Source organism: Roseateles sp. P2_H4, from assembly GCF_056403315.1.
Genome location: NZ_JBFUFR010000003.1, coordinates 1 through 17,575, shown reverse-complemented (window position 1 = coordinate 17,575; position 17,575 = coordinate 1). Strand labels below are relative to the sequence as shown.

Annotated in this window: 16 protein-coding genes; 5 read left to right on the top strand and 11 right to left on the bottom strand. The window is 67.9% G+C overall.

The features are described 5' to 3' along the window. Positions 1–9: 9 nt before the first annotated feature. On the bottom strand, positions 10–1,008 hold the full coding sequence (locus AC1DW3_RS02935; RefSeq protein ID WP_477928430.1) for an RluA family pseudouridine synthase: 999 nt from the start codon (positions 1,006–1,008) through the stop codon (positions 10–12). Positions 1,009–1,051: 43 nt separating this feature from the next. Between AC1DW3_RS02935 and AC1DW3_RS02930 the strand changes: the two genes are divergently transcribed. Further along, positions 1,052–1,867 (top strand): outer membrane protein assembly factor BamD, encoded by an 816-nt coding sequence (locus AC1DW3_RS02930; protein WP_477928428.1) that lies wholly within the window; start codon positions 1,052–1,054, stop codon positions 1,865–1,867. Between the two features lie 158 nt (positions 1,868–2,025). On the opposite strand, the gene AC1DW3_RS02925 is transcribed toward AC1DW3_RS02930, so the two are convergent. Next, complete coding sequence (locus AC1DW3_RS02925) at positions 2,026–3,984, bottom strand: ATP-dependent DNA helicase (RefSeq protein WP_477928769.1); 1,959 nt, start codon at positions 3,982–3,984, stop codon at positions 2,026–2,028. Between the two features lie 345 nt (positions 3,985–4,329). Further along, the gene (locus AC1DW3_RS02920) at positions 4,330–4,533 is read right to left on the bottom strand and encodes an HP1242/YdcH family protein (protein ID WP_119045407.1); all 204 of its coding nucleotides are present in this window, start codon (positions 4,531–4,533) and stop codon (positions 4,330–4,332) included. Between the two features lie 62 nt (positions 4,534–4,595). Between AC1DW3_RS02920 and AC1DW3_RS02915 the strand changes: the two genes are divergently transcribed. Further along, positions 4,596–5,366 carry a PP2C family protein-serine/threonine phosphatase gene (locus AC1DW3_RS02915; protein ID WP_477928426.1) on the top strand — a complete coding sequence of 257 codons (771 nt, stop codon included), beginning with the start codon at positions 4,596–4,598 and terminating at the stop codon, positions 5,364–5,366. Between the two features lie 5 nt (positions 5,367–5,371). Here the strand turns inward: AC1DW3_RS02915 and AC1DW3_RS02910 are convergent, their stop codons facing one another. The 5 genes from AC1DW3_RS02910 to AC1DW3_RS02890 all read right to left on the bottom strand — a co-directional run bounded on the left by AC1DW3_RS02910 (position 5,372) and on the right by AC1DW3_RS02890 (position 12,766). Next, entirely contained in the window at positions 5,372–5,962 is a 591-nt protein-coding gene (locus AC1DW3_RS02910) for a hypothetical protein (protein WP_477928424.1), read from the bottom strand. Continuing rightward, positions 5,959–7,059, bottom strand: a complete 1,101-nt coding sequence (gene zapE / locus AC1DW3_RS02905) for a cell division protein ZapE (protein WP_477928422.1) — start codon at positions 7,057–7,059, stop codon at positions 5,959–5,961. Before zapE ends, AC1DW3_RS02910 begins: the two co-directional genes overlap by 4 nt. Positions 7,060–7,111: 52 nt before the next feature. After that, on the bottom strand, positions 7,112–8,533 hold the full coding sequence (gene lpdA / locus AC1DW3_RS02900) for a dihydrolipoyl dehydrogenase (RefSeq protein WP_477928420.1): 1,422 nt from the start codon (positions 8,531–8,533) through the stop codon (positions 7,112–7,114). Positions 8,534–8,551: 18 nt separating this feature from the next. Then, a complete protein-coding gene (gene odhB, locus AC1DW3_RS02895; RefSeq protein WP_477928419.1) occupies positions 8,552–9,820 on the bottom strand; it encodes a 2-oxoglutarate dehydrogenase complex dihydrolipoyllysine-residue succinyltransferase in 1,269 nt (422 codons plus the stop codon). A 90-nt stretch (positions 9,821–9,910) separates the two neighbouring features. Next, positions 9,911–12,766 carry a 2-oxoglutarate dehydrogenase E1 component gene (locus AC1DW3_RS02890; RefSeq protein ID WP_477928417.1) on the bottom strand — a complete coding sequence of 952 codons (2,856 nt, stop codon included), beginning with the start codon at positions 12,764–12,766 and terminating at the stop codon, positions 9,911–9,913. A 306-nt stretch (positions 12,767–13,072) separates the two neighbouring features. Between AC1DW3_RS02890 and AC1DW3_RS02885 the strand changes: the two genes are divergently transcribed. Next, positions 13,073–13,915, top strand: coding sequence for an isopenicillin N synthase family dioxygenase (locus AC1DW3_RS02885; RefSeq protein WP_477928415.1), 843 nt, complete (start codon positions 13,073–13,075; stop codon positions 13,913–13,915). Positions 13,916–13,972: 57 nt separating this feature from the next. Here AC1DW3_RS02885 and AC1DW3_RS02880 read toward each other — a convergent pair whose 3' ends face one another. Then, the gene (locus AC1DW3_RS02880) at positions 13,973–14,563 is read right to left on the bottom strand and encodes a 3'-5' exonuclease (RefSeq protein ID WP_477928413.1); all 591 of its coding nucleotides are present in this window, start codon (positions 14,561–14,563) and stop codon (positions 13,973–13,975) included. Between the two features lie 25 nt (positions 14,564–14,588). Here AC1DW3_RS02880 and AC1DW3_RS02875 point away from each other — a divergent pair, with 25 nt between their 5' ends. Further along, a complete protein-coding gene (locus tag AC1DW3_RS02875) occupies positions 14,589–15,317 on the top strand; it encodes a hypothetical protein (protein ID WP_477928411.1) in 729 nt (242 codons plus the stop codon). Positions 15,318–15,323: 6 nt separating this feature from the next. On the opposite strand, the gene AC1DW3_RS02870 is transcribed toward AC1DW3_RS02875, so the two are convergent. Continuing rightward, positions 15,324–15,884 carry a hypothetical protein gene (locus AC1DW3_RS02870; RefSeq protein WP_477928410.1) on the bottom strand — a complete coding sequence of 187 codons (561 nt, stop codon included), beginning with the start codon at positions 15,882–15,884 and terminating at the stop codon, positions 15,324–15,326. Between the two features lie 46 nt (positions 15,885–15,930). Here AC1DW3_RS02870 and AC1DW3_RS02865 point away from each other — a divergent pair, with 46 nt between their 5' ends. After that, a complete protein-coding gene (locus AC1DW3_RS02865) occupies positions 15,931–16,341 on the top strand; it encodes a winged helix-turn-helix transcriptional regulator (protein ID WP_477928408.1) in 411 nt (136 codons plus the stop codon). A gap of 6 nt (positions 16,342–16,347) precedes the next feature. Here AC1DW3_RS02865 and pdxR read toward each other — a convergent pair. Then, positions 16,348–17,575: MocR-like pyridoxine biosynthesis transcription factor PdxR (gene pdxR, locus AC1DW3_RS02860; protein WP_477928406.1), on the bottom strand; the 1,228-nt coding region annotated here is incomplete at its 5' end.

Here is a 17,575-nt window from a genome sequence, read left to right as displayed (position 1 = left end):
ATAGCCGCGTCAGCCGGGCAGGTCTGCGGCGCCGATCTGGGCCCAGGCGGCGGCCATGTCGGCGGGCGGTGGCGCGGTCAGCACCAGGGCCTCGCCGGTGGTCGGATGGGTCAGGGACAGCCGAGCCGCATGCAGGGCCTGGCGCGTCAGCCCGAGGGCCGGGGCGCCGCCATAGAGCACGTCGGCCAGCATGGGGTGGCCGCTGTGCATCAGGTGCACGCGGATCTGGTGGGTGCGGCCGGTGTGCAGCACGCAATGCACGGCGCTGACGGGGCGACCCTGCACATCGCCGACACCGAGGGGGAAGAAGTCCGTGCGCGCCGGCTTGCCGAGGTTGGCCGGGGCGATGGCCATCTTCACGCGCGAGATCGGATCGCGGCGCATGGCCTGTTCGACGACGAAAGGCTCTTCGACGCGGCCCCAGGCCAGGGCCAGGTATTCGCGGTGCACCTCGCGCGCCGAGATCTGGCGCATCAGCGCCGTGACGGCCGCCAGCGTCTTGCCGACGACCATGACGCCACTGGTGTCCTTGTCCAGCCGGTGCACGATGCCGCCGCGCGGCAGCGTCGCCGCGGCGGCGTGATGGGCCAGCAGGCCGTTCATCAGCGTGCCCGACCAGTTGCCCGCGGCCGGGTGCACGACCAGGCCAGCCGGCTTGTTGACCACCGCCATGTGCTCGTCCTCGTAGACGAAGTCCAGCGCCATCGCCTCGGCGCGGAAGGCGCGGCTCTCGTCGGTGGGCAGCAGCTCGATCTCGACGCGCTGGCCGGCGCGCAGCTTGTGGGCAGCCTTCTCCAGCACCTTGCCGTCGACCGTCACGCAGCCGCGCTCGATCAGCGACTGCAGATGGTTGCGCGAGAACTCCGGCGCCTGCGTCGTCAGCCAGCGATCCAGGCGCTCACCATGGCCGCCGGCATCGACTTCCGCAGCGCGCCGCTCGGCGTCGCCACCGTCTTCGGCTTCCTGCTCGAAATCGTCCTGACCCCCCACCCTATACTCCGCGTCCATTGTTCCCTGTGACCAGCCGGCAGCATCGCCGTCGACTTCAGACATGTTTGTTGAGAAATTCAAGGCCGGCCGCATCGTCGCCGGCGCTGTCCTGATGGCGTTCGCGCTTGGCATGAGCGGCTGCGGCTCCACGGCCAAGGAGGACCCAAACTCCCAGGCGGCGCTGGACAAATTGTATGCAGACGCCAAGGACGACCTGAACGCGGGCAGTTATGACCGCGCAATCAAGTCCCTGGAGAAGATCGAGGGGCGCGCCGCCGGCACGACGATGGGCCAGCAGGCGACGCTGGATCTGGCCTGGGCCTACTTCCGCACGGCCGAGCGCGCGCAGGCGATCTCGACGCTGGACCGCTTCATCAAGCTCAACCCGTCCAGCCCGGCGATGGACTACGCCCTCTACATGAAGGGCATCGTCAACTTCAACGAAGACCTGGGCCTGTTCGGCCGCCTGGCCAACCAGGACGTGTCCGAGCGCGACCAGCAGGCCTCGCGCGAAGCCCTGCTGGCCTTCCGCCAGCTCGTCGAGCAATTCCCCGAGTCCAAGTACTCGGCCGAAGCGACGACCCGCATCAACTTCATCACCAACACCTTGGCGGCCTACGAGATCCATGTGGCGCGCTACTACTTCAACCGCAAGGCCTATGTGGCCGCGGCCAACCGCGCCCAGGCGGCCGTGGCGGAGTTCCAGTACGCGCCCGGCATCGAGGAAGGCCTGTTCATCATGGGCGAGAGCTATGACAAGCTCGGCCTGACCCAGCTGCGCGACGACGCCCGCCGCGTGCTGGACAAGAACTTCCCCGACAGCCAGTACGCCAGCAACGGCGGCAAGCGCAAAAAGCCCTGGTGGCAGTTGTGGTGACCCCTCGCCTGGCCTTGCGCCGCTGAACGCGGGCAAGTCCAGTCGGTCCCCCGGGGGGACGGCGATGCTTGGCGGATCGACCGCCAAGCACATCGCCAGGCGGGCCGGCTCGGGAGCGGCCCAGCGCTCGGCCCGAAAGCCAAACATCAAACGGGCCGTCAGGCCCGCTCTTCATTCAGCAGCTGCAACCAGGCCAGCGCCTCGGCCTCGTTGGCCACCGGCGTCATCGGCGGCAGGGCCGCGCGCAGGCGGCGGCCGTAGTTCATGCCGGCCATGCGCGGGTCGCACACCACCAGCAGGCCGCGGTCGGTCTCGGTCCGGATCAGCCGGCCGGCGCCCTGCTTCAGCGCGATGGCCGCCTCGGCGACGAAATACTCCGAAAACGCATTGCGCCCCTGGGCCTCCAGGCGCTGCACCCTCGCTTCCACGAGCGGATCGTTGGGCGGCGGAAAGGGAAGCTTGTCGATGATGACGCACTGCAGCGCATCGCCGGGCACATCGATGCCTTCCCAGAAGCTGGCCGAGCCGACCAGCACCGACGCCGGGTTGTCGATGAAGCGCTGCAACAGCACGCGCTTGGGCGCGGCACCCTGCTGCAGCACGCCGATGGCGTCGCCGGCCGCCTCGAAGCGCTCGCGCAGCGCATCCGCCACCGTCTGCAGATTGCGCAGCGTCGTCGTCAGCACAAAGGTCCGGCCACCCAAGGCCCGCGCCAGACGCGAGGCCAGCAGCGCGACGCTGGGCGGGTGGCTGGGCTCGCTGGGCTTCGGAAAGCCCCGCGGCACATAAAGGCGCGCATGGGTCGGGTAGTCGAAGGGGCTGCCGACGCGCAGCACCTCGGCGTCCGTCAGGCCGGCGGGTTCGGTGAACCAGGTCAGGCCCTCGTCATCCCCCAACGTGGCCGACGTGAACACCCAGGCCTTGGGTGGGCCCTCCAACTGCTGCTGCATCGCGTCGCGGATGTCCAGCGGCGATTCGACGAGGCGGGCGGAGTGCGGGCTGATGTCGATCCAGCGCACATCGCCCGGGTCGGGTTCGGTGGCGAACTGTTTCGCCAGCTCGCGCAATTCCTGGGCGCGCTCGCACAGGCGGGCGAAGTCGGGCGCGGCCTCGCGCACAGCGGTCAGCGCCTCCAAGGCCTTGGCCGCCGCGGCCTCGACCCCAGCCAGCGCCCCGGCAAAGGCGGGCTGGTTCGCCCTCTCCTTCCAGCCCAGCTTCAGCGTGCCCCGCAGCTCGCGCCCGGCCGTGGCCAGCGGCCCGGCCGCCGCCAGGCGCAGCTCGCGTGCCGCCTTCTCGACGCCGGCATGCAGCCCCTGCCAGTCGTGCACGCCGCGCGCATGGGCCAGGCCCTGGGCCAGCATGTCGCGGGCGAAATCGATCAGGGAGGCCGTGCCCAGCAGCGTGCCGAGGAATTGCACGCCCGCCTCGGCGAGCTGGTGGGCCTCGTCGAAGATGGCGATTTCGACGCTGGGCAGCAGCTCCGCGACGCCGGTGTCGCGCAGGGTCATGTCGGCGAAGAAGAGGTGGTGGTTGACGACGACGACGTCGGCCTCCATGGCCTCGCGCCGCGCCTTGACGACGTAGCAGGCCTTCCAGTCCGGGCATTCCTGGCCCAGGCAGTTCTCGCGGCTGGAGCTGACGATAGGAATGATGGGGGAACGCTCATCCAGCCCGTCGATCTCGGCGAAATCACCCGTCGTCGTGCCCAGGGCCCAGCGCTCGATGCGGGCCAGCGACAGCGCCGTGCGCCGGTCCGGGAATTCGCCGGAGACGCGCGCCTCCTTCATGCGGTGCAGGCAGAGGTAGCTGCTGCGCCCTTTCAGCAGCGCCAGGCGCACCGGCGTGTTCAGCGCCTTGGTCAGGCGCGGCAGGTCGCGCMGGAAGAGCTGGTCCTGCAGGCTCTTGGTGGCGGTGCTGATGAGGGCCCGGCTGCCCGCCAGCAGGGCCGGGACGAGGTAGGCGAAGGTCTTGCCGACGCCGGTACCCGCTTCGACGACCAGGGCCTGGCGGCGGCTGAGCGCCCGGGCGACGGCACGGGTCATCTCCAGCTGGGGCGCGCGGGGCTTGTAGCCCCTATCCAGGCGCGCCAAGGGGCCGTCCAGGTCGAAAGCGGCCAAAACGGCCTGTTCGAGTTCGTCAGCAGCGGGCGGAGCGGGAGGGGTGGCCTGATCGAGGGCGTCGAGCCAGTCGTCGAGGGAGTGTGTTTGCACGCCGGTCATGGCACCCGTTGCCCCGCAAAAGCAGTGGCTGCAAGGCGCGAACCGCAGCCGGGCTCGCCGCCCGGCGAGGATTTGCAACGCCGCAGACGCTGTTTTTGCGGGGCAACCCGAAGGGCAAGGAAGCCCAACGCCGCACTCGTTGTTGCACGGCTGGCGCAGGCGGCCAGCCTGCACTGCGCCGCGCGCCTAGATTGCGCCGCTGGGCTACCTTGCGGGCGCCATGCCCGGCGTACAAACACACTCCTAGGCGGGTTCATCGGGCTCGGTGGCGGCCTCCAGCCGGGCAATCATGTCGCGCAAGGCGAGGCGCCGCTTCTTGAGCCGCTGCAATGCCAATTCGTCCACCGGCGGTTGTTCGACCAGGCGGTCGATCATCGCGTCCAGGTCGCCATGCTCCATGCGCAACTCAATGAGCCGCCGCGGCAACGAGTGAAGTTGTTCATCCATCCGAGGGTTTGCGAAGGCGGTTCCATGCAGGCCAAAAGCTCACTGCCCAGTATAGTTTTCGTATGCCCTCCCCCACCGCCGTCGGATTCCGACTCAACGCAGCCACCGGCACCCATCGCGGTGACCGGGCCTACCAGCAGGACCAGGTGGCCGTCATCGCCCACCCCCGCATCGCAGGCTGTGTCTTGGGCATCGTCGCCGATGGCATGGGCGGCAAGAGCGGCGGGCGCAAGGCGGCGGACCAGGTCATCCTGACCGCGCGTCAGCTCTTCGAGCGCTACTCGCCCGAGGACGAGTTGCCGGCCGAGCTGCTGAGCCAGATCACGGCCGAGGCGCATCTGATGATCAAGCTGACGGCCATCTCCGCCGAGGAGGAGCCGCACAGCACCATCGCCGGTTTCGTCGTCAGCAGCGACCGCTGCGCGCACTGGATCCACTCCGGCGACTCCCGCATCTACTGGTTCCGTGGCGCCCGCCTCGTCAAGCGTTCCATGGACCACTCCTATGTGCAGCGCCTCGTCGACGAAGGCCAGCTCACCGAGGCGGAGGCCAGTTCGCATCCGCAGAGCAATCTGCTGACCGCCTGCCTGGGCACCGTGCAGGACCCGACGTCGACGTCGGAACGCTTCGAGAACCTCGAAGTGGGCGACACGCTGATGTGCTGCAGCGATGGCCTCTGGCACTACTTCACCGCCCAGGAACTGGGCAGCGTGCTCTACAGCCTGCCGCCGCGCGAAGCGGCCGAGTTGCTGGTCAGCAAGGCGCGACAGCGCGCGCGGGGCGGCGGCGACAACCTGTCCATCGCCATCGTCAAGCTCGAAAACCTCGACTGAGTCGCTCAGTTCGGCCGGGAAGCCGCCGACGCCCCAGGCAACGGCAGCGGCGCGGCTGCGGGCTTGGTGCGGTTCTTCAACTTGGCGGCGTGTTCGGCGATGCGCTGCTGCTGTTGCTGTTCGCGCGCCTGGGCCTTCTCGCGGCGCTTGGCCGCGTCCTCCTCGGCCTTGCCGGCGACCTGCGCGCGGTGGCGTTCAGCGGCCTCCGGGCTGATCGCCCGCGGCGTACGCGCGAGGGGCGACGCGGGCTGGGCCGGGTTTGGGGCCGTGAGGAGGCGCTCACGCTTCTGGCCTTCGTCCTGGGACGCAGCGAGTTCGCGTTCGCGCACGCGCTGGGTCTGTCCCGCCGCGCGCGCACGTCGTTCCTCGGCCGCCAGCTCATGCTCACGCTTGACCAGCGGCTCCAGGGCGTCGTGGCGGCGCTGGCGCACGTCGTCAAGGCAGGCGGCCACCGAGAAGCGCTGCTCGCATTCGAGCTTCTCGCGCGCGAACCGCTGCTCGACGGCGGCACGCTGGGCCGCAACCTCGGTACGCGTCGCGGGCTGGGCCACGGCAGCCGTGGCGGCAAGCGCAAGGATCAGGGGACGCAGGATCATGTCAGCGAAGTATCGACCTCGCGGCGGGCCAGGGCCAGATATTCGGCCGAGCGCATCTCCTGCAGCCGCGACACGGTGCGCGGGAACTCGTGGGCCAGCGGGCCTTCGGTGTAGAGCTGTTCGGCCGGTACCGCTGCCGAGATGATGAGCTTGACGCGGCGGTCGTAGAGCACGTCCACCAGCCAGGTGAAGCGGCGCGCCTCGCTGGCCAGGCGTACCGGCATCTCGGGCACGTCGGACAGGATGACGGTGTGGAACTGGCTGGCCAGTTCCAGATAGTCGTTCTGCGAGCGCGGGCCGCCACAAAGGGTTGCGAAATCGAACCAGACGACACCACCAGCACGCCGACGCGCATAGATCGCACGGTGCTCGATCATCAGCTTGCGGTCCTCGTCCTGGGCCTCTGCGAGCGACTCGAAGGCCTTGGTGAGGGCCGCCTCGGTCGCTTCATTCAGCGGCGTCAGATAGAGGTTCATGTCCTCCAGCGTGCGGCGCCGGTAGTCGGTGCCGGCGTCGACGTTGATGACCTCGAGATTGGCCTTCAGCAGCTCGATGGCCGGCAGGATGCGGTCACGATGCAGGCCGTTGGGGTAGAGCCCGTCGGGATGGAAATTGGACGTCGTGATGATGGACACGCGGTTGCGGAACAGCGCGTCCAGCAGCCGATGCAGGATCATCGCGTCGGTCACGTCGGCGACGTGGAACTCGTCGAAGCAGATCAGGCGGAAACGCCGCGCGATGCGCTTGCCCAGCTCCTCCAGCGGATCGGCAATGCCCTTGAGTTCCTGCAGCTCGCGGTGCACCTCGCGCATGAACTCGTGGAAGTGCAGACGCGTCTTGCGCTGCAGCGGCACGGCCTGGAAGAAGCAGTCCATCAGGAAGCTCTTGCCCCGGCCCACGCCGCCGTACATGTAGACGCCGCGCGGGATGGGTGGGCGCACCAGCAGCTTGGTCACGGCATTGGCGCGCCGCGCCTTGTAGCTGGCCCATTCGTCCTGGCAGCGCTGCAAGGCCTCGACGGCGCGCAGCTGCGCCGCATCGGCTTTGTAGCCGCGCTCGGCGAGGGTTTGCTGGTAGAGCTCAGTGACGCTGGTCATGGAAGAAAAAGGGGCGACTGTGTGGCCGCCCCTTTCAACTCGCTTCGCGCGATCAGAAGTTCAGCGTCCGCTTGTCGACGGCAAGGGCGGCTTCCTTCGTCGCCTCGCTCAGCGACGGGTGGGCGTGGCAGATGCGCGCGATGTCCTCGGCCGAGGCCTTGAACTCCATCGCGACGACGGCCTCTGAGATCAGCTCCGACGCGAACGGGCCGATGATGTGCACGCCCAGGATCTCGTCGGTCTTGGCATCGGCCAGGAACTTGACGAAGCCGGTCGTGTCGCCCAGCGCGCGGGCCCGGCCATTGGCCAGGAAGGGGAACTGGCCGGCCTTGTAGGCCACGCCCTCGGCCTTCAACTGCTGTTCGGTCTTGCCGACCCAGGCGATCTCGGGGCTGGTGTAGATGACCCAGGGGATGGTGTTGAAGTTCACATGCCCGTGCTGGCCAGCCATGCGCTCCGCCACGGCCACGCCCTCTTCCTCGGCCTTGTGCGCGAGCATCGGGCCGCGCACGACGTCACCGATGGCCCAGACGCCCGGCAGGTTGGTCTTGCAGTCATCGTCGACGACGATGGCGCCACGCTCGTCGAGCTTCAGGCCCACCACGTCGGCACCCAGGCCGATCGTGTTCGGCACGCGGCCGATGGAGACGATGAGCTTGTCGACTTCGAGCGTCTTGGCCTCGCCCTTGGCATCCGTGTAGGCGACGCTGACACCCTTCTTGCCCGACTTGACCTCGCCGACCTTCACGCCGAGCTGGATGTCCAGGCCCTGCTTCTTGAAGACCTTGGCGGCTTCCTTGGCGACGCTTTCGTCGACCGCGCCGAGGAAGGCCGGCAGGCCTTCCAGCACGGTGACTTCAGCACCCAGGCGGCGCCAGACCGAGCCCATCTCCAGGCCGATGACGCCAGCACCGATCAGGCCCAGCTTCTTGGGCGTCGCGCCGACGCGCAAAGCGCCGTCGTTGGACAGGATGTTCTCTTCGTCAAAGGGCACGCCGGGCAGCGCGCGGGCGTTGGAACCCGTGGCGACGATGACCTGCTTGGCGGCGATGGTCTCCTCGCCGGCCTTGAGTTCATAACCGCCATCCTTGGCGGCAACGAAAGAACCACGACCGTGGAAGAACGTGACCTTGTTCTTCTTGAACAGGTAGACGATGCCGTCGTTGTTCTGCTTCACGACCTGGTCCTTGCGGGCCAGCATCTTGGCGACGTCCATCTTGACGTTGTCCGCCGTGATGCCGTGGTCGGCGAAGTGGTGGTTCAGCTGCTCGTAGTGCTCGCTGGACTGCAGCAGGGCCTTGGACGGGATGCAGCCGACATTGGTGCAGGTGCCGCCGAGAGCGGGGCCGCCCTTGTCGTTCTTCCACTCGTCGATGCAGGCCACGTTCATGCCCAACTGGGCCGCGCGGATGGCGGCGATGTAGCCGCCGGGGCCGCCGCCGATGACGACGACGTCGAATTGCTTGGTGGTCATGCTGATCGTTTCCTTGGCTTAGATATCGAACAGCAGGCGAGCCGGATCTTCCAGCGCTTCCTTCATCGTGACCAAGCCCAGCACGGCTTCGCGGCCGTCGATGATGCGGTGGTCATAGGACATGGCGAGGTAGTTGATCGGGCGCACCACGACCTGACCGTTCTCCACCACCGCGCGGTCCTTGGTGGCGTGCACACCCAGGATGGCCGACTGCGGCGGGTTGATGATGGGCGTGGACAGCATGGAGCCGAAGGTGCCGCCGTTGGAGATGGAGAAGGTGCCGCCGGTCAGGTCGTCGATGGACAGCTTGCCGTCCTTCGCCTTCTGGCCGAACTCGGCGATCTTCTTCTCGATGTCGGCGAAGCTCATCTGGTCGACGTTGCGCAGCACCGGCACGACGAGGCCGCGCGGCGAGCCCACGGCAATGCCGATGTCGAAGTAGCCGTGATAGACGATGTCGTTGCCATCGACCGACGCGTTGATGATCGGGTACTTCTTCAGCGCCGCGACGGCCGCCTTGACGAAGAAGCTCATGAAGCCGAGCTTGACGCCGTGTTCCTTCTCGAACTTCTCCTGGAACTTCTTGCGCATCTCCATGACCGGGGCCATGTTGACTTCGTTGAAGGTGGTCAGGATGGCGTTGGTCGACTGCGACTGCACCAGGCGCTCGGCGATGCGGGCGCGCAGGCGGGTCATGGGCACGCGCTGCTCGGGGCGGTCGCCCAGGTTGGGCTGGACCGGCGCGGCGACGGCCGGCAGCGGCTTGGCGACGGCAGGCGATGCGGGCACGACCAGCGGGGCGGCGACAGCGGCAGCGGGCTTGGCGCCGGCGGCCAGGGCGTCGCCCTTGGTCACGCGGCCGTCCTTGCCGGAGCCGGCCACGTCGGTGGCGGCCAGGCCCTTCTCGGCCAGGATCTTGGCGGCGGCGGGCATGGCCACATCGCCCTTGCTGCCACCCGTGGCGGCGGGGGCGGCGGCAGGTGCAGCAGCGGCGGCGGGCGCGGCAACCGAAGCCGTCGTGGCGGGCGCAGCGACGCCAGCCTTGCCTTCGGTATCGATCTTGGCCAGCAGTTGCTGGCTGGTGACCGTGCTGCCGTCAGCGACACCGATCTCGGCCAGCACGCCGGAGGCGGGTGCGGGCACTTCGAGCACGACCTTGTCGGTCTCGATCTCGACGAGGGTCTCGTCGATGGTGACGGCTTCGCCGGGCTTCTTCTTCCAGGTCAGCAGCGTGCCCTCGGAAACGGATTCGGAAAACTGGGGAACTTGGACGTCAACGATGGCCATGGTGTGAGGCTCCGTGTTCTTTATTCGGTGTGATGCGGTACAGGCGCAAGTGAGCGCAGCGCCGGAAATGTGGCGCTGCGCGGTGCGGTCTTATTTGGTGAGGATGAAGCCCTTGAGCTTGGCGAAGGCCTGATCCAACAGGGCCTTCTGCTGCTCCTGGTGCAGGTGGGCGTAGCCACAGGCGGGACTGGCGCTGGCCGGGCGGCCGGCGTAGCCGAGCTTCTGGCCTTCGCTCATGTTCTCGTGCACATAGTGCTGCACGAAGAACCAGGCGCCCTGGTTTTGCGGCTCGTCCTGGCACCAGACGATGTCGGTGGCGTTGGGGTACTTCTTGAGCTCGGCGGCGAAGGCCTTGTGCGGGAAGGGGTAGAGCTGCTCGACGCGCACGATGGCCACGTCGGTCGCCTTCTTCTCGGCACGGGTGCGCACCAGGTCGTAATAGACCTTGCCCGAGCAGACGATGACGCGCTTGACCTTGTCGGCGTTCAGCGTCGCGTCCTGCTCACCAATGACGGTCTTGAAATCACCCTTGGTGAAGTCGACCAGCGGCGAGGTCGCGTCCTTGGCGCGCAGCAGGCTCTTCGGGGTCATGATGACCAGGGGCTTGCGGAACATGCGCAGCATCTGGCGGCGCAGCACGTGGAAGATCTGCGCGGCGTTGGTGGGCTGCACGATCTGCATGTTGTTGTCCGCGGCCAGCTGCATGAAGCGCTCCAGGCGCGCCGAGCTGTGCTCGGGGCCCTGGCCTTCGTAGCCGTGCGGCAGCATCATCGTCAGGCCGTTGGAGCGGCCCCACTTCACTTCACCGGAAGCGATGAACTGGTCGATGACGACCTGGGCGCCGTTGACGAAGTCGCCGAACTGCGCTTCCCAGATGGTCAGCGTGTTGGGTTCGGCGGCGGCGTAGCCGTACTCGAAGCCCAGCACCGCCTCCTCGCTGAGGATGGAGTCGATGACGGTGAACGGGGCCTGGCCTTCGGCGACGTTCTGCAGCGGGATGTAGGTACCGTCATCCCAGTTCGCACGGTTCTGGTCATGCATGACCGCGTGGCGGTGGGTGAAGGTGCCGCGGCCGCTGTCCTCGCCGGACAGGCGCACCGGGTAGCCACTGGCCACCAGCGAGGCGAAGGCCATGCTTTCGCCCATGCCCCAGTCGACGTTGACCTCGCCGCGACCCATCGCAGCGCGGTCGCCGTAGAGCTTCTGCACCAGGTTGTGGGCGGCGAAGTCCTTGGGAATGGTCGTCAGCTTCTCGGCCAGGCGCTTCCACTCGGCCACGGGGATGGCGGTGTCGCAGTTGTCTGTCCACTTCTTGCCGAGGAAGGGCGACCAGTCGGTGGCGAACTTGCTCTTGAAGTTGGTCAGCACCGGATCGACCGTGTGACGGCCCTCGTCCATCGCGGCGCGGTAGGCCTTGACCATATCGTCCGGGCCCTCGGCCGGCAGCACGTTCTGCGCCACCAGCTTGTCGCCGTAGACCTTGCGCGTGCCGGGGTGGGCGGCGATCTTCTTGTACATCATCGGCTGGGTCAGGGCCGGCGTGTCCTGCTCGTTGTGGCCCAGCTTGCGGAAGCAGACGATGTCGAGAACCACGTCCTTGTGGAACTCGGCGCGGTAGTCCATGCACAGCTGCGTGGCCCAGACGACGGCCTCGGGGTCGTCGCCGTTCACGTGCAGCACCGGTGCTTCGATCATCTTGACGACGTCGGAGCAGTACCAGGTCGAGCGCAGGTCGCGCGGGTCGCTGGTGGTGAAGCCGATCTGGTTGTTGATGACGATGTGCACCGTGCCGCCGGTGCGGTAGCCACGGGTCTGGGCCATCGCCAGCGTTTCCTGCACGACGCCCTGGCCACCGAAGGCCGCGTCACCGTGCACCAGCACCGGCAGCACCTGGGCGCCGACGCTGTCGCCACGGCGGTCCTGGCGGGCGCGCACGCTGCCTTCGACGACCGGGTTGACGATTTCGAGGTGGGACGGGTTGAACGCGAGCGACAGGTGCACCGGGCCGCCGGACGTCGACACGTCGGAGCTGAAGCCTTGGTGGTACTTCACGTCGCCGGCCGGCAGGTCCTCGGCAGCCTTGTGCTCGAACTCGGCGAACAGGTCGGCGGGCATCTTGCCCAGCGTGTTGACCAGCACGTTCAGGCGGCCACGGTGGGCCATGCCGATGACGATCTCCTGCACGCCGCGCTCGCCGCCACGCTGGATGACTTCGTCCATGGCCGCGATGAAACTCTCGCCGCCTTCCAGCGAGAAGCGCTTCTGGCCGACGTAGCGGGTGTGGAGGTAGCGCTCCAGGCCTTCGGCTGCCGTCAGGCGGTCGAGGATGTGCTTCTTTTCTTCGGCCGTGAAGGTCGGCTTGCCGCGCGCCTTCTCCAGCCTCTCCTGCCACCAGCGCTTCTCGGCCGGGTCGGAGCCGTGCATGAACTCGGAGCCGATCGAGCCGCAGTAGGTCTCGCGCAGGGCCTGCACGATCTGGCGCAGCGTCATCGTCTCACCGCCGAAATAGCTGTTCACGGCGCTGAACGAGATGTCCATGTCGGACTCGGTCAGGTCGTAGAACGCGGGGTCGAGTTCGGGAATCTTGGGGCGCTCGGCGCGCTTGAGGGGGTCCAGCTCCGCCCAGCGGTTGCCGAGGAAGCGGTAGGCCGCGATCAGCGACTGGACATGCACCTGCTTGCGGGCGACGGCCAGGTCGGCGCTGGAGGCCTTGTTGGCGAAGGCATTGGCCTTGGCGCGCTGGGCAAAGGATTCGACGACCGGCGCATGGGCCACGTCGCGGGCCTCGCTGCCGTCAACCGCGGGCACATGCTGGAGCGCATCGAAATAGGCGCGCCAGTTGTCGGGGACGGAACCGGGGTTGTCGAGGTAGGCCTCGTACATCTCCTCCACATACGGCGCGTTTCCGCCGAACAGGTAGGAGTTGGACCTGTATTGCTGCATCATCTTTCGCTCACCTCATGCCCCGGTTTCCAGGGAGTTGGCTGGTTGAAGAACCTTCCGCGACACGGCTCGACCGGTTGGCGGATTGCGACCCACCTCTGCTGTTGCCAGAGGCAACCGCAAAAGGGACGGGAAGGAATAAAAGTATCAGGGGCGGACTCTAGCACTCCGGGTTTGCCCGACAAGGTGGACGGGCCGCGACAAAGTTCACGCACCGCGATGCGGCAAAGTTGACTGGCCCGTAAACTTGTCGCCGCACCAGCCCCGCGATTGAATGGCTGTTCGCAAGGGACATTCAGGAGATCCCAGATGCAAGTCCAGGTCGTTGACTACCGCGCGGCAGATGCCGCCGAGAAGTTCACCCGCTCCCTGCACGAGACCGGTTTCGGCGTGCTGACCAACCACCCCATCCGCCAGGCCCTGGTCGAGAAGATCTATGCCGACTGGCTGGCCTTCTTCAACGGCGACGGCAAGGATGCGTTTGCCTTCTCCAAGGAGACGCAGGACGGCTGGTTCTCGACAGCGATCTCGGAGACCGCCAAGGGCTCCACGCAGAAGGACATCAAGGAGTACTTCCACATCTACCCCTGGGGCCGCATCCCGCCCCAGCTCAAGGAAGACGCCCTCACCTACTACCGCGAAGCCAATGCGCTGGCGCAAGAGCTGCTGGGCTGGGTCGAGAAGTACACGCCGCCGGACATCGCGGCCAGGTACCGCGAGCCGCTGTCCAACATGATCAAGGGCAGCACCAAGACGCTCCTGCGCGTGCTGCGCTACCCGCCACTGACGGGCGAGGAGCCGGCGGGCTCGATCCGCGCGGCGGCGCATGGCGACATCAACCTGCTGACCATCCTGCCCGCCGCCAACGAGCCCGGCCTGCAGGTGCTGGGCACCGACAACGCCTGGCACGACGTGCCCTGCGATTTCGGCACGCTGACCATCAACATCGGCGACATGCTGCAGGAGGCCTCCGAGGGCTATTACCCGTCCACGCAGCACCGTGTGGTGAACCCGACCGGCGAAGGCGCCAAGAAGAGCCGGGTGTCGCTGCCACTGTTCCTGCACCCGCGCGATGACGTGGTGCTGTCGGACCGCTACACGGCCAACAGCTATCTCGACGAGCGGCTGCGTGAGCTGGGCGTGAAGACCTGAGGCGAAGGCCGCCTTCGAGAACGAAAGGGCGCCGTGGGCGCCCTTTTATTTGCCCATCTACAGCGGCATCGCCTTGAGTGCCTGGTACACCAGCAGCGATGCATGCGCATCGTTGGCGGCGTATTGCAGCTGCTGGGGGCTGAGCTTGCGAGCGGCCCAGTTGGACGTGGTGACCTTCTTGGACTTGGGCATGCGCTGCCCGAGAACGATGGCGACGGCCACCTTGAGGCCGACGGCCTGCTTGAAACCCAGGCGGCGCACCATGTGCGAAACGTCGATACCGCCGCTCAGCTGCACGCCCAGCTTCCTGTGCAGAGGCACGCGGTCGGAAACGATGCCGAACCCCACCTTGGCAATGGCATCCGACTCGAGCATGGCGCGCAGGAAGTCCGCAGTCTCGGGCGCTTCCGTATGCACGATGAAGGCATGTTCCGCGGTCGCGAGCTGCACGATGTGCGGTCCGGTCTGCTCGCCACCGGCAACGAACATGGGTTTGCTTTCGGTGTCGAAGCCAACCTGCCCGGCCTGGCGCAGCTCACGTTCGGCGAACTCGCACTGAGCCAGGTCGCGAAGCACATGGATGCGGTCGAGCGGCAGCGCGGGGTAAGGCGGCAGGGCTGCTATCTGTTCGCTCGTGGGTCTCTCCATCGAGGCAGTATGCATGGGCAGGCCGATGGCCGCGGCCGCCTCCACAAATCTGACGTCGCACCGGGCCGCGTCCGTCCCTATGCTGGACTCGTTCGACGGTACGGCAGTGGAGGCTCTCATGAAGATTCAGCGCCTGGGTGGCTTGTCGCTTCTTCTCATCGGTGGGCTGGCGATGGCCCAGCAAAGCCGCCCGAGCTTTGCGGAACCGGTGTTCCAAACCTCGGCCCATTGCCCGCTGAAGTTCAATGGCACCCGCTCGCCCCAGAACCAGGTCCTGTCGATCCTGCGCGTGGCCAAGGACAAGAACGATCCTGGCTTCCTGGCGGTCGGAGCGGGCCATGCCAAGGTGGCCAAGAGCTTTTGCGCGATGGAGATCCGGCTGGAGAAGCCGCTTGTCGCCCCCGAGTTGCTCAGCATCGACATGCGGGGCCAGGACATCAAGGAGGCCGACACGGTCCTGTCCTATGGGCTGCGCATCGGGTCGCAGGAGCACAAGATGGACTACGCCCGCGGCCGCTGGCTCGATACGGCATCGGGCGGTGAGATCAAGCGTTTCGTCGTGCAGCTGAAAGCCAGTACCCAGGTCATCCGCCTTGCCCTGTCGGGCATGGCCAAGAGCCAGGACGGCAAGGCGACGGCCCTCTACGACTTCGACAGCCTGGACTTCTGTTTCGTCGACCCCGACCATCCCGAGTACTGCGGCCCCGGGAGCCCGGCCGCGCCGCCTTCAGCCGGAGCAAGCGCGCCGGGCTAGCCCGCATCACAGCCGCGTGTCCACAGCCACCCAGTTGACCTCCCATGTCCCGCCCGCGTCGGCCGAAAACGCCTGCTCGAAGCGGCAGCGATCGGCACCGAGGGACTCGATGACGAAGCGCACCAGGATGGGCCGGCCGTTGAAGTCCTCGGCGCTGTAGAACAGGCCGCGCGGGCCGCCACCGAAGCCGCCCACCATGGGCGCGACGAGGGTGCCAGAGGCTGCATTGGAGAAGTTGAGCGTCCAGCGCTGCTGCTGCACCTCGAACAGCCGCAGCGACAGGCCCTGGATGCGCCCCTCGGGGCCCGAGACGTCCAGCTCGACGAGATTGGCGCGGCCGCCCAGCAGCGGGTGCACGGTGGTGGTGCCGGCGTACTCCGCCCACACATCGGTGCCGCTCAGCGGCCGCAGGCGGCGGCGCAGTGACGTGTGCCAATTGCCGTGCTCGAAGTCGAAATCCTGCGGCGTGCCCGACGGCGTTGCGGGCAGCGCAGGTGCGGCGATGGCACCGGCACCCACGGCAGCGAGCGCGGTGACGACAGTACGGCGTGTAGGTCTTGAGGGCATCGGCTTAGAGGTGACTAGACTGACCCGGTTCACTCTAAGCAGCACCATGTCCACTGCCAAGAAGGCACCTGCAGGTAACCGCCCTCGCGCGGCGCGTGGCAATGCCATCCCGGGCTGCGCACTGACGGCGGCACTGGCGGCCATCGGCGGGCGCTGGAAGCTGTTCATCGTGTACCGGCTGGCCGACGGCCCGCTGCACTTCGCCGCGCTGCGGCGCAGCCTGCCCGACGTGTCGGCCAAGGTGCTGGCCGAGCAGTTGCGTGAGTTGCAGGCCGATGGCCTGGTGAGCCGCGAGCGCACGGGGCCCGTGCCGGCCGTCGTGCAATACGCACTCACGCCGCACGGGCGGTCGGTGCTGCCGGTGGCCGAACAGATCCGTCACTGGGGCATGGCCCACCAGGCCGCCTGCGCGCCCGCTGTGGCGGAGCTGACGGTCGACGCCCGCGCGGTCTGCTGAGTGTCATCACCGGGCCAGGCCCGGCATCGCATCCAGCACGGCGGCCAGCTTGCGCACGCCGCGCGCGATCTCCTCCACGCTCAGCAGCGCATAGCCCATGACCAGCCCCGCCGCGCGGCCCGGCTCGGCGGCTGCATGCGCCAGATAGAGCGGCCCCAGCGGATACACCCACACGCCCGCGCGCTTCGCGGCCTCGACCAGCTCCGCCTCCCGCGCCGCCGGCACCGCGTCGAACCACACGACGACATGCAACCCGCTGGCGCTGCCCTGCACCCTCACCCGCCCGGTCAGATGGCGCACCAACGCGTCCAGCAGCGCCGCGCGCCGCGCCTCCTGGGCCCGACGCATGCGGCGCACGTGGCGCTCATAGCCGCCGTCGGCGATGAGGCGCGCAAGGGCCCGTTGCGGGCCGGTCGGCGCATGGCGATCGGCGAGCTGGCGGATCTGGGCGAACGGCCCGACCAGGCTGGCAGGCAGCACGGCATAGCCCAGGCGCAGTTCGGGCGACAGGGTCTTGGAGAAGGTGCCGACGTAGATGACGCGGTCCTGCGGGTCCAGCGACCGCAGCGTCAGCTCCGGGCGGATGGCGTGGCGGTAATCCGCGTCGTAGTCGTCCTCGATGACCCAGGCGCCCTGGGCGTGAGCCCAGGCCAGCAGCACGTGACGGCGCGCCATGGGCAGAAAGCCGCCGAGCGGGAACTGGTGGGTGGGCGTCACATAGGCCAGCCGGGTCGGCGCGCGCGGCAATGCGTCGGTGACGAGACCATGGTCGTCCACCGGCACGCCCACGAGGCGCGCGCCAGCGGCCTCGAAGGCGCGATTGGCCATGCCGTAGCCGGGGTCCTCCACGGCGACGGCATCGCCCGGGTCCAGCAGCAGGCGCGCGCACAGGTCCAGCACCTGCTGGGAGCCGTTGGCCACCACCAGTTGCTCCACGCTGCAGGCGATGCCGCGCGAGCGGGCCAGGTAACCCTGCAGGGCACGGCGCAGGCTCAGGTCGCCCAGTGGTTCGCGGTAGGTCAGCCGCGCGTCGGGCGCGCTCTCGGTGGCACGCACTGCCTTGCGCCAGGGCAGCGCGGGAAAGTCGCCGCCCGACAGCGGCCCGTAGGCGAAGTCGATGGCGCGCGCCGGGGGGGCGTTGAAGTCGAACACCGGGCGTCGCTGCAGCCGTTCGCCCAGTACCGACAGGCGCGATGCCGCCGCCGCGCTGCGCGCCAACGGCGCCGCCTCGACC

What these genes read in the sequence shown, in the direction of transcription:
- AC1DW3_RS02935 (WP_477928430.1), bottom strand. Translation starts at nt 1,008, where the DNA reads ATGGACGCGGAGTATAGGGTGGGGGGTCAGGACGATTTCGAGCAGGAA.
- AC1DW3_RS02930 (WP_477928428.1), top strand. Translation starts at nt 1,052, where the DNA reads ATGTTTGTTGAGAAATTCAAGGCCGGCCGCATCGTCGCCGGCGCTGTC.
- AC1DW3_RS02920 (WP_119045407.1), bottom strand. Translation starts at nt 4,533, where the DNA reads ATGGATGAACAACTTCACTCGTTGCCGCGGCGGCTCATTGAGTTGCGC.
- AC1DW3_RS02915 (WP_477928426.1), top strand. Translation starts at nt 4,596, where the DNA reads ATGCCCTCCCCCACCGCCGTCGGATTCCGACTCAACGCAGCCACCGGC.
- AC1DW3_RS02910 (WP_477928424.1), bottom strand. Translation starts at nt 5,962, where the DNA reads ATGATCCTGCGTCCCCTGATCCTTGCGCTTGCCGCCACGGCTGCCGTG.
- zapE (WP_477928422.1), bottom strand. Translation starts at nt 7,059, where the DNA reads ATGACCAGCGTCACTGAGCTCTACCAGCAAACCCTCGCCGAGCGCGGC.
- lpdA (WP_477928420.1), bottom strand. Translation starts at nt 8,533, where the DNA reads ATGACCACCAAGCAATTCGACGTCGTCGTCATCGGCGGCGGCCCCGGC.
- odhB (WP_477928419.1), bottom strand. Translation starts at nt 9,820, where the DNA reads ATGGCCATCGTTGACGTCCAAGTTCCCCAGTTTTCCGAATCCGTTTCC.
- AC1DW3_RS02890 (WP_477928417.1), bottom strand. Translation starts at nt 12,766, where the DNA reads ATGATGCAGCAATACAGGTCCAACTCCTACCTGTTCGGCGGAAACGCG.
- AC1DW3_RS02885 (WP_477928415.1), top strand. Translation starts at nt 13,073, where the DNA reads ATGCAAGTCCAGGTCGTTGACTACCGCGCGGCAGATGCCGCCGAGAAG.
- AC1DW3_RS02880 (WP_477928413.1), bottom strand. Translation starts at nt 14,563, where the DNA reads ATGGAGAGACCCACGAGCGAACAGATAGCAGCCCTGCCGCCTTACCCC.
- AC1DW3_RS02875 (WP_477928411.1), top strand. Translation starts at nt 14,589, where the DNA reads ATGGCCGCGGCCGCCTCCACAAATCTGACGTCGCACCGGGCCGCGTCC.
- AC1DW3_RS02870 (WP_477928410.1), bottom strand. Translation starts at nt 15,884, where the DNA reads ATGCCCTCAAGACCTACACGCCGTACTGTCGTCACCGCGCTCGCTGCC.
- AC1DW3_RS02865 (WP_477928408.1), top strand. Translation starts at nt 15,931, where the DNA reads ATGTCCACTGCCAAGAAGGCACCTGCAGGTAACCGCCCTCGCGCGGCG.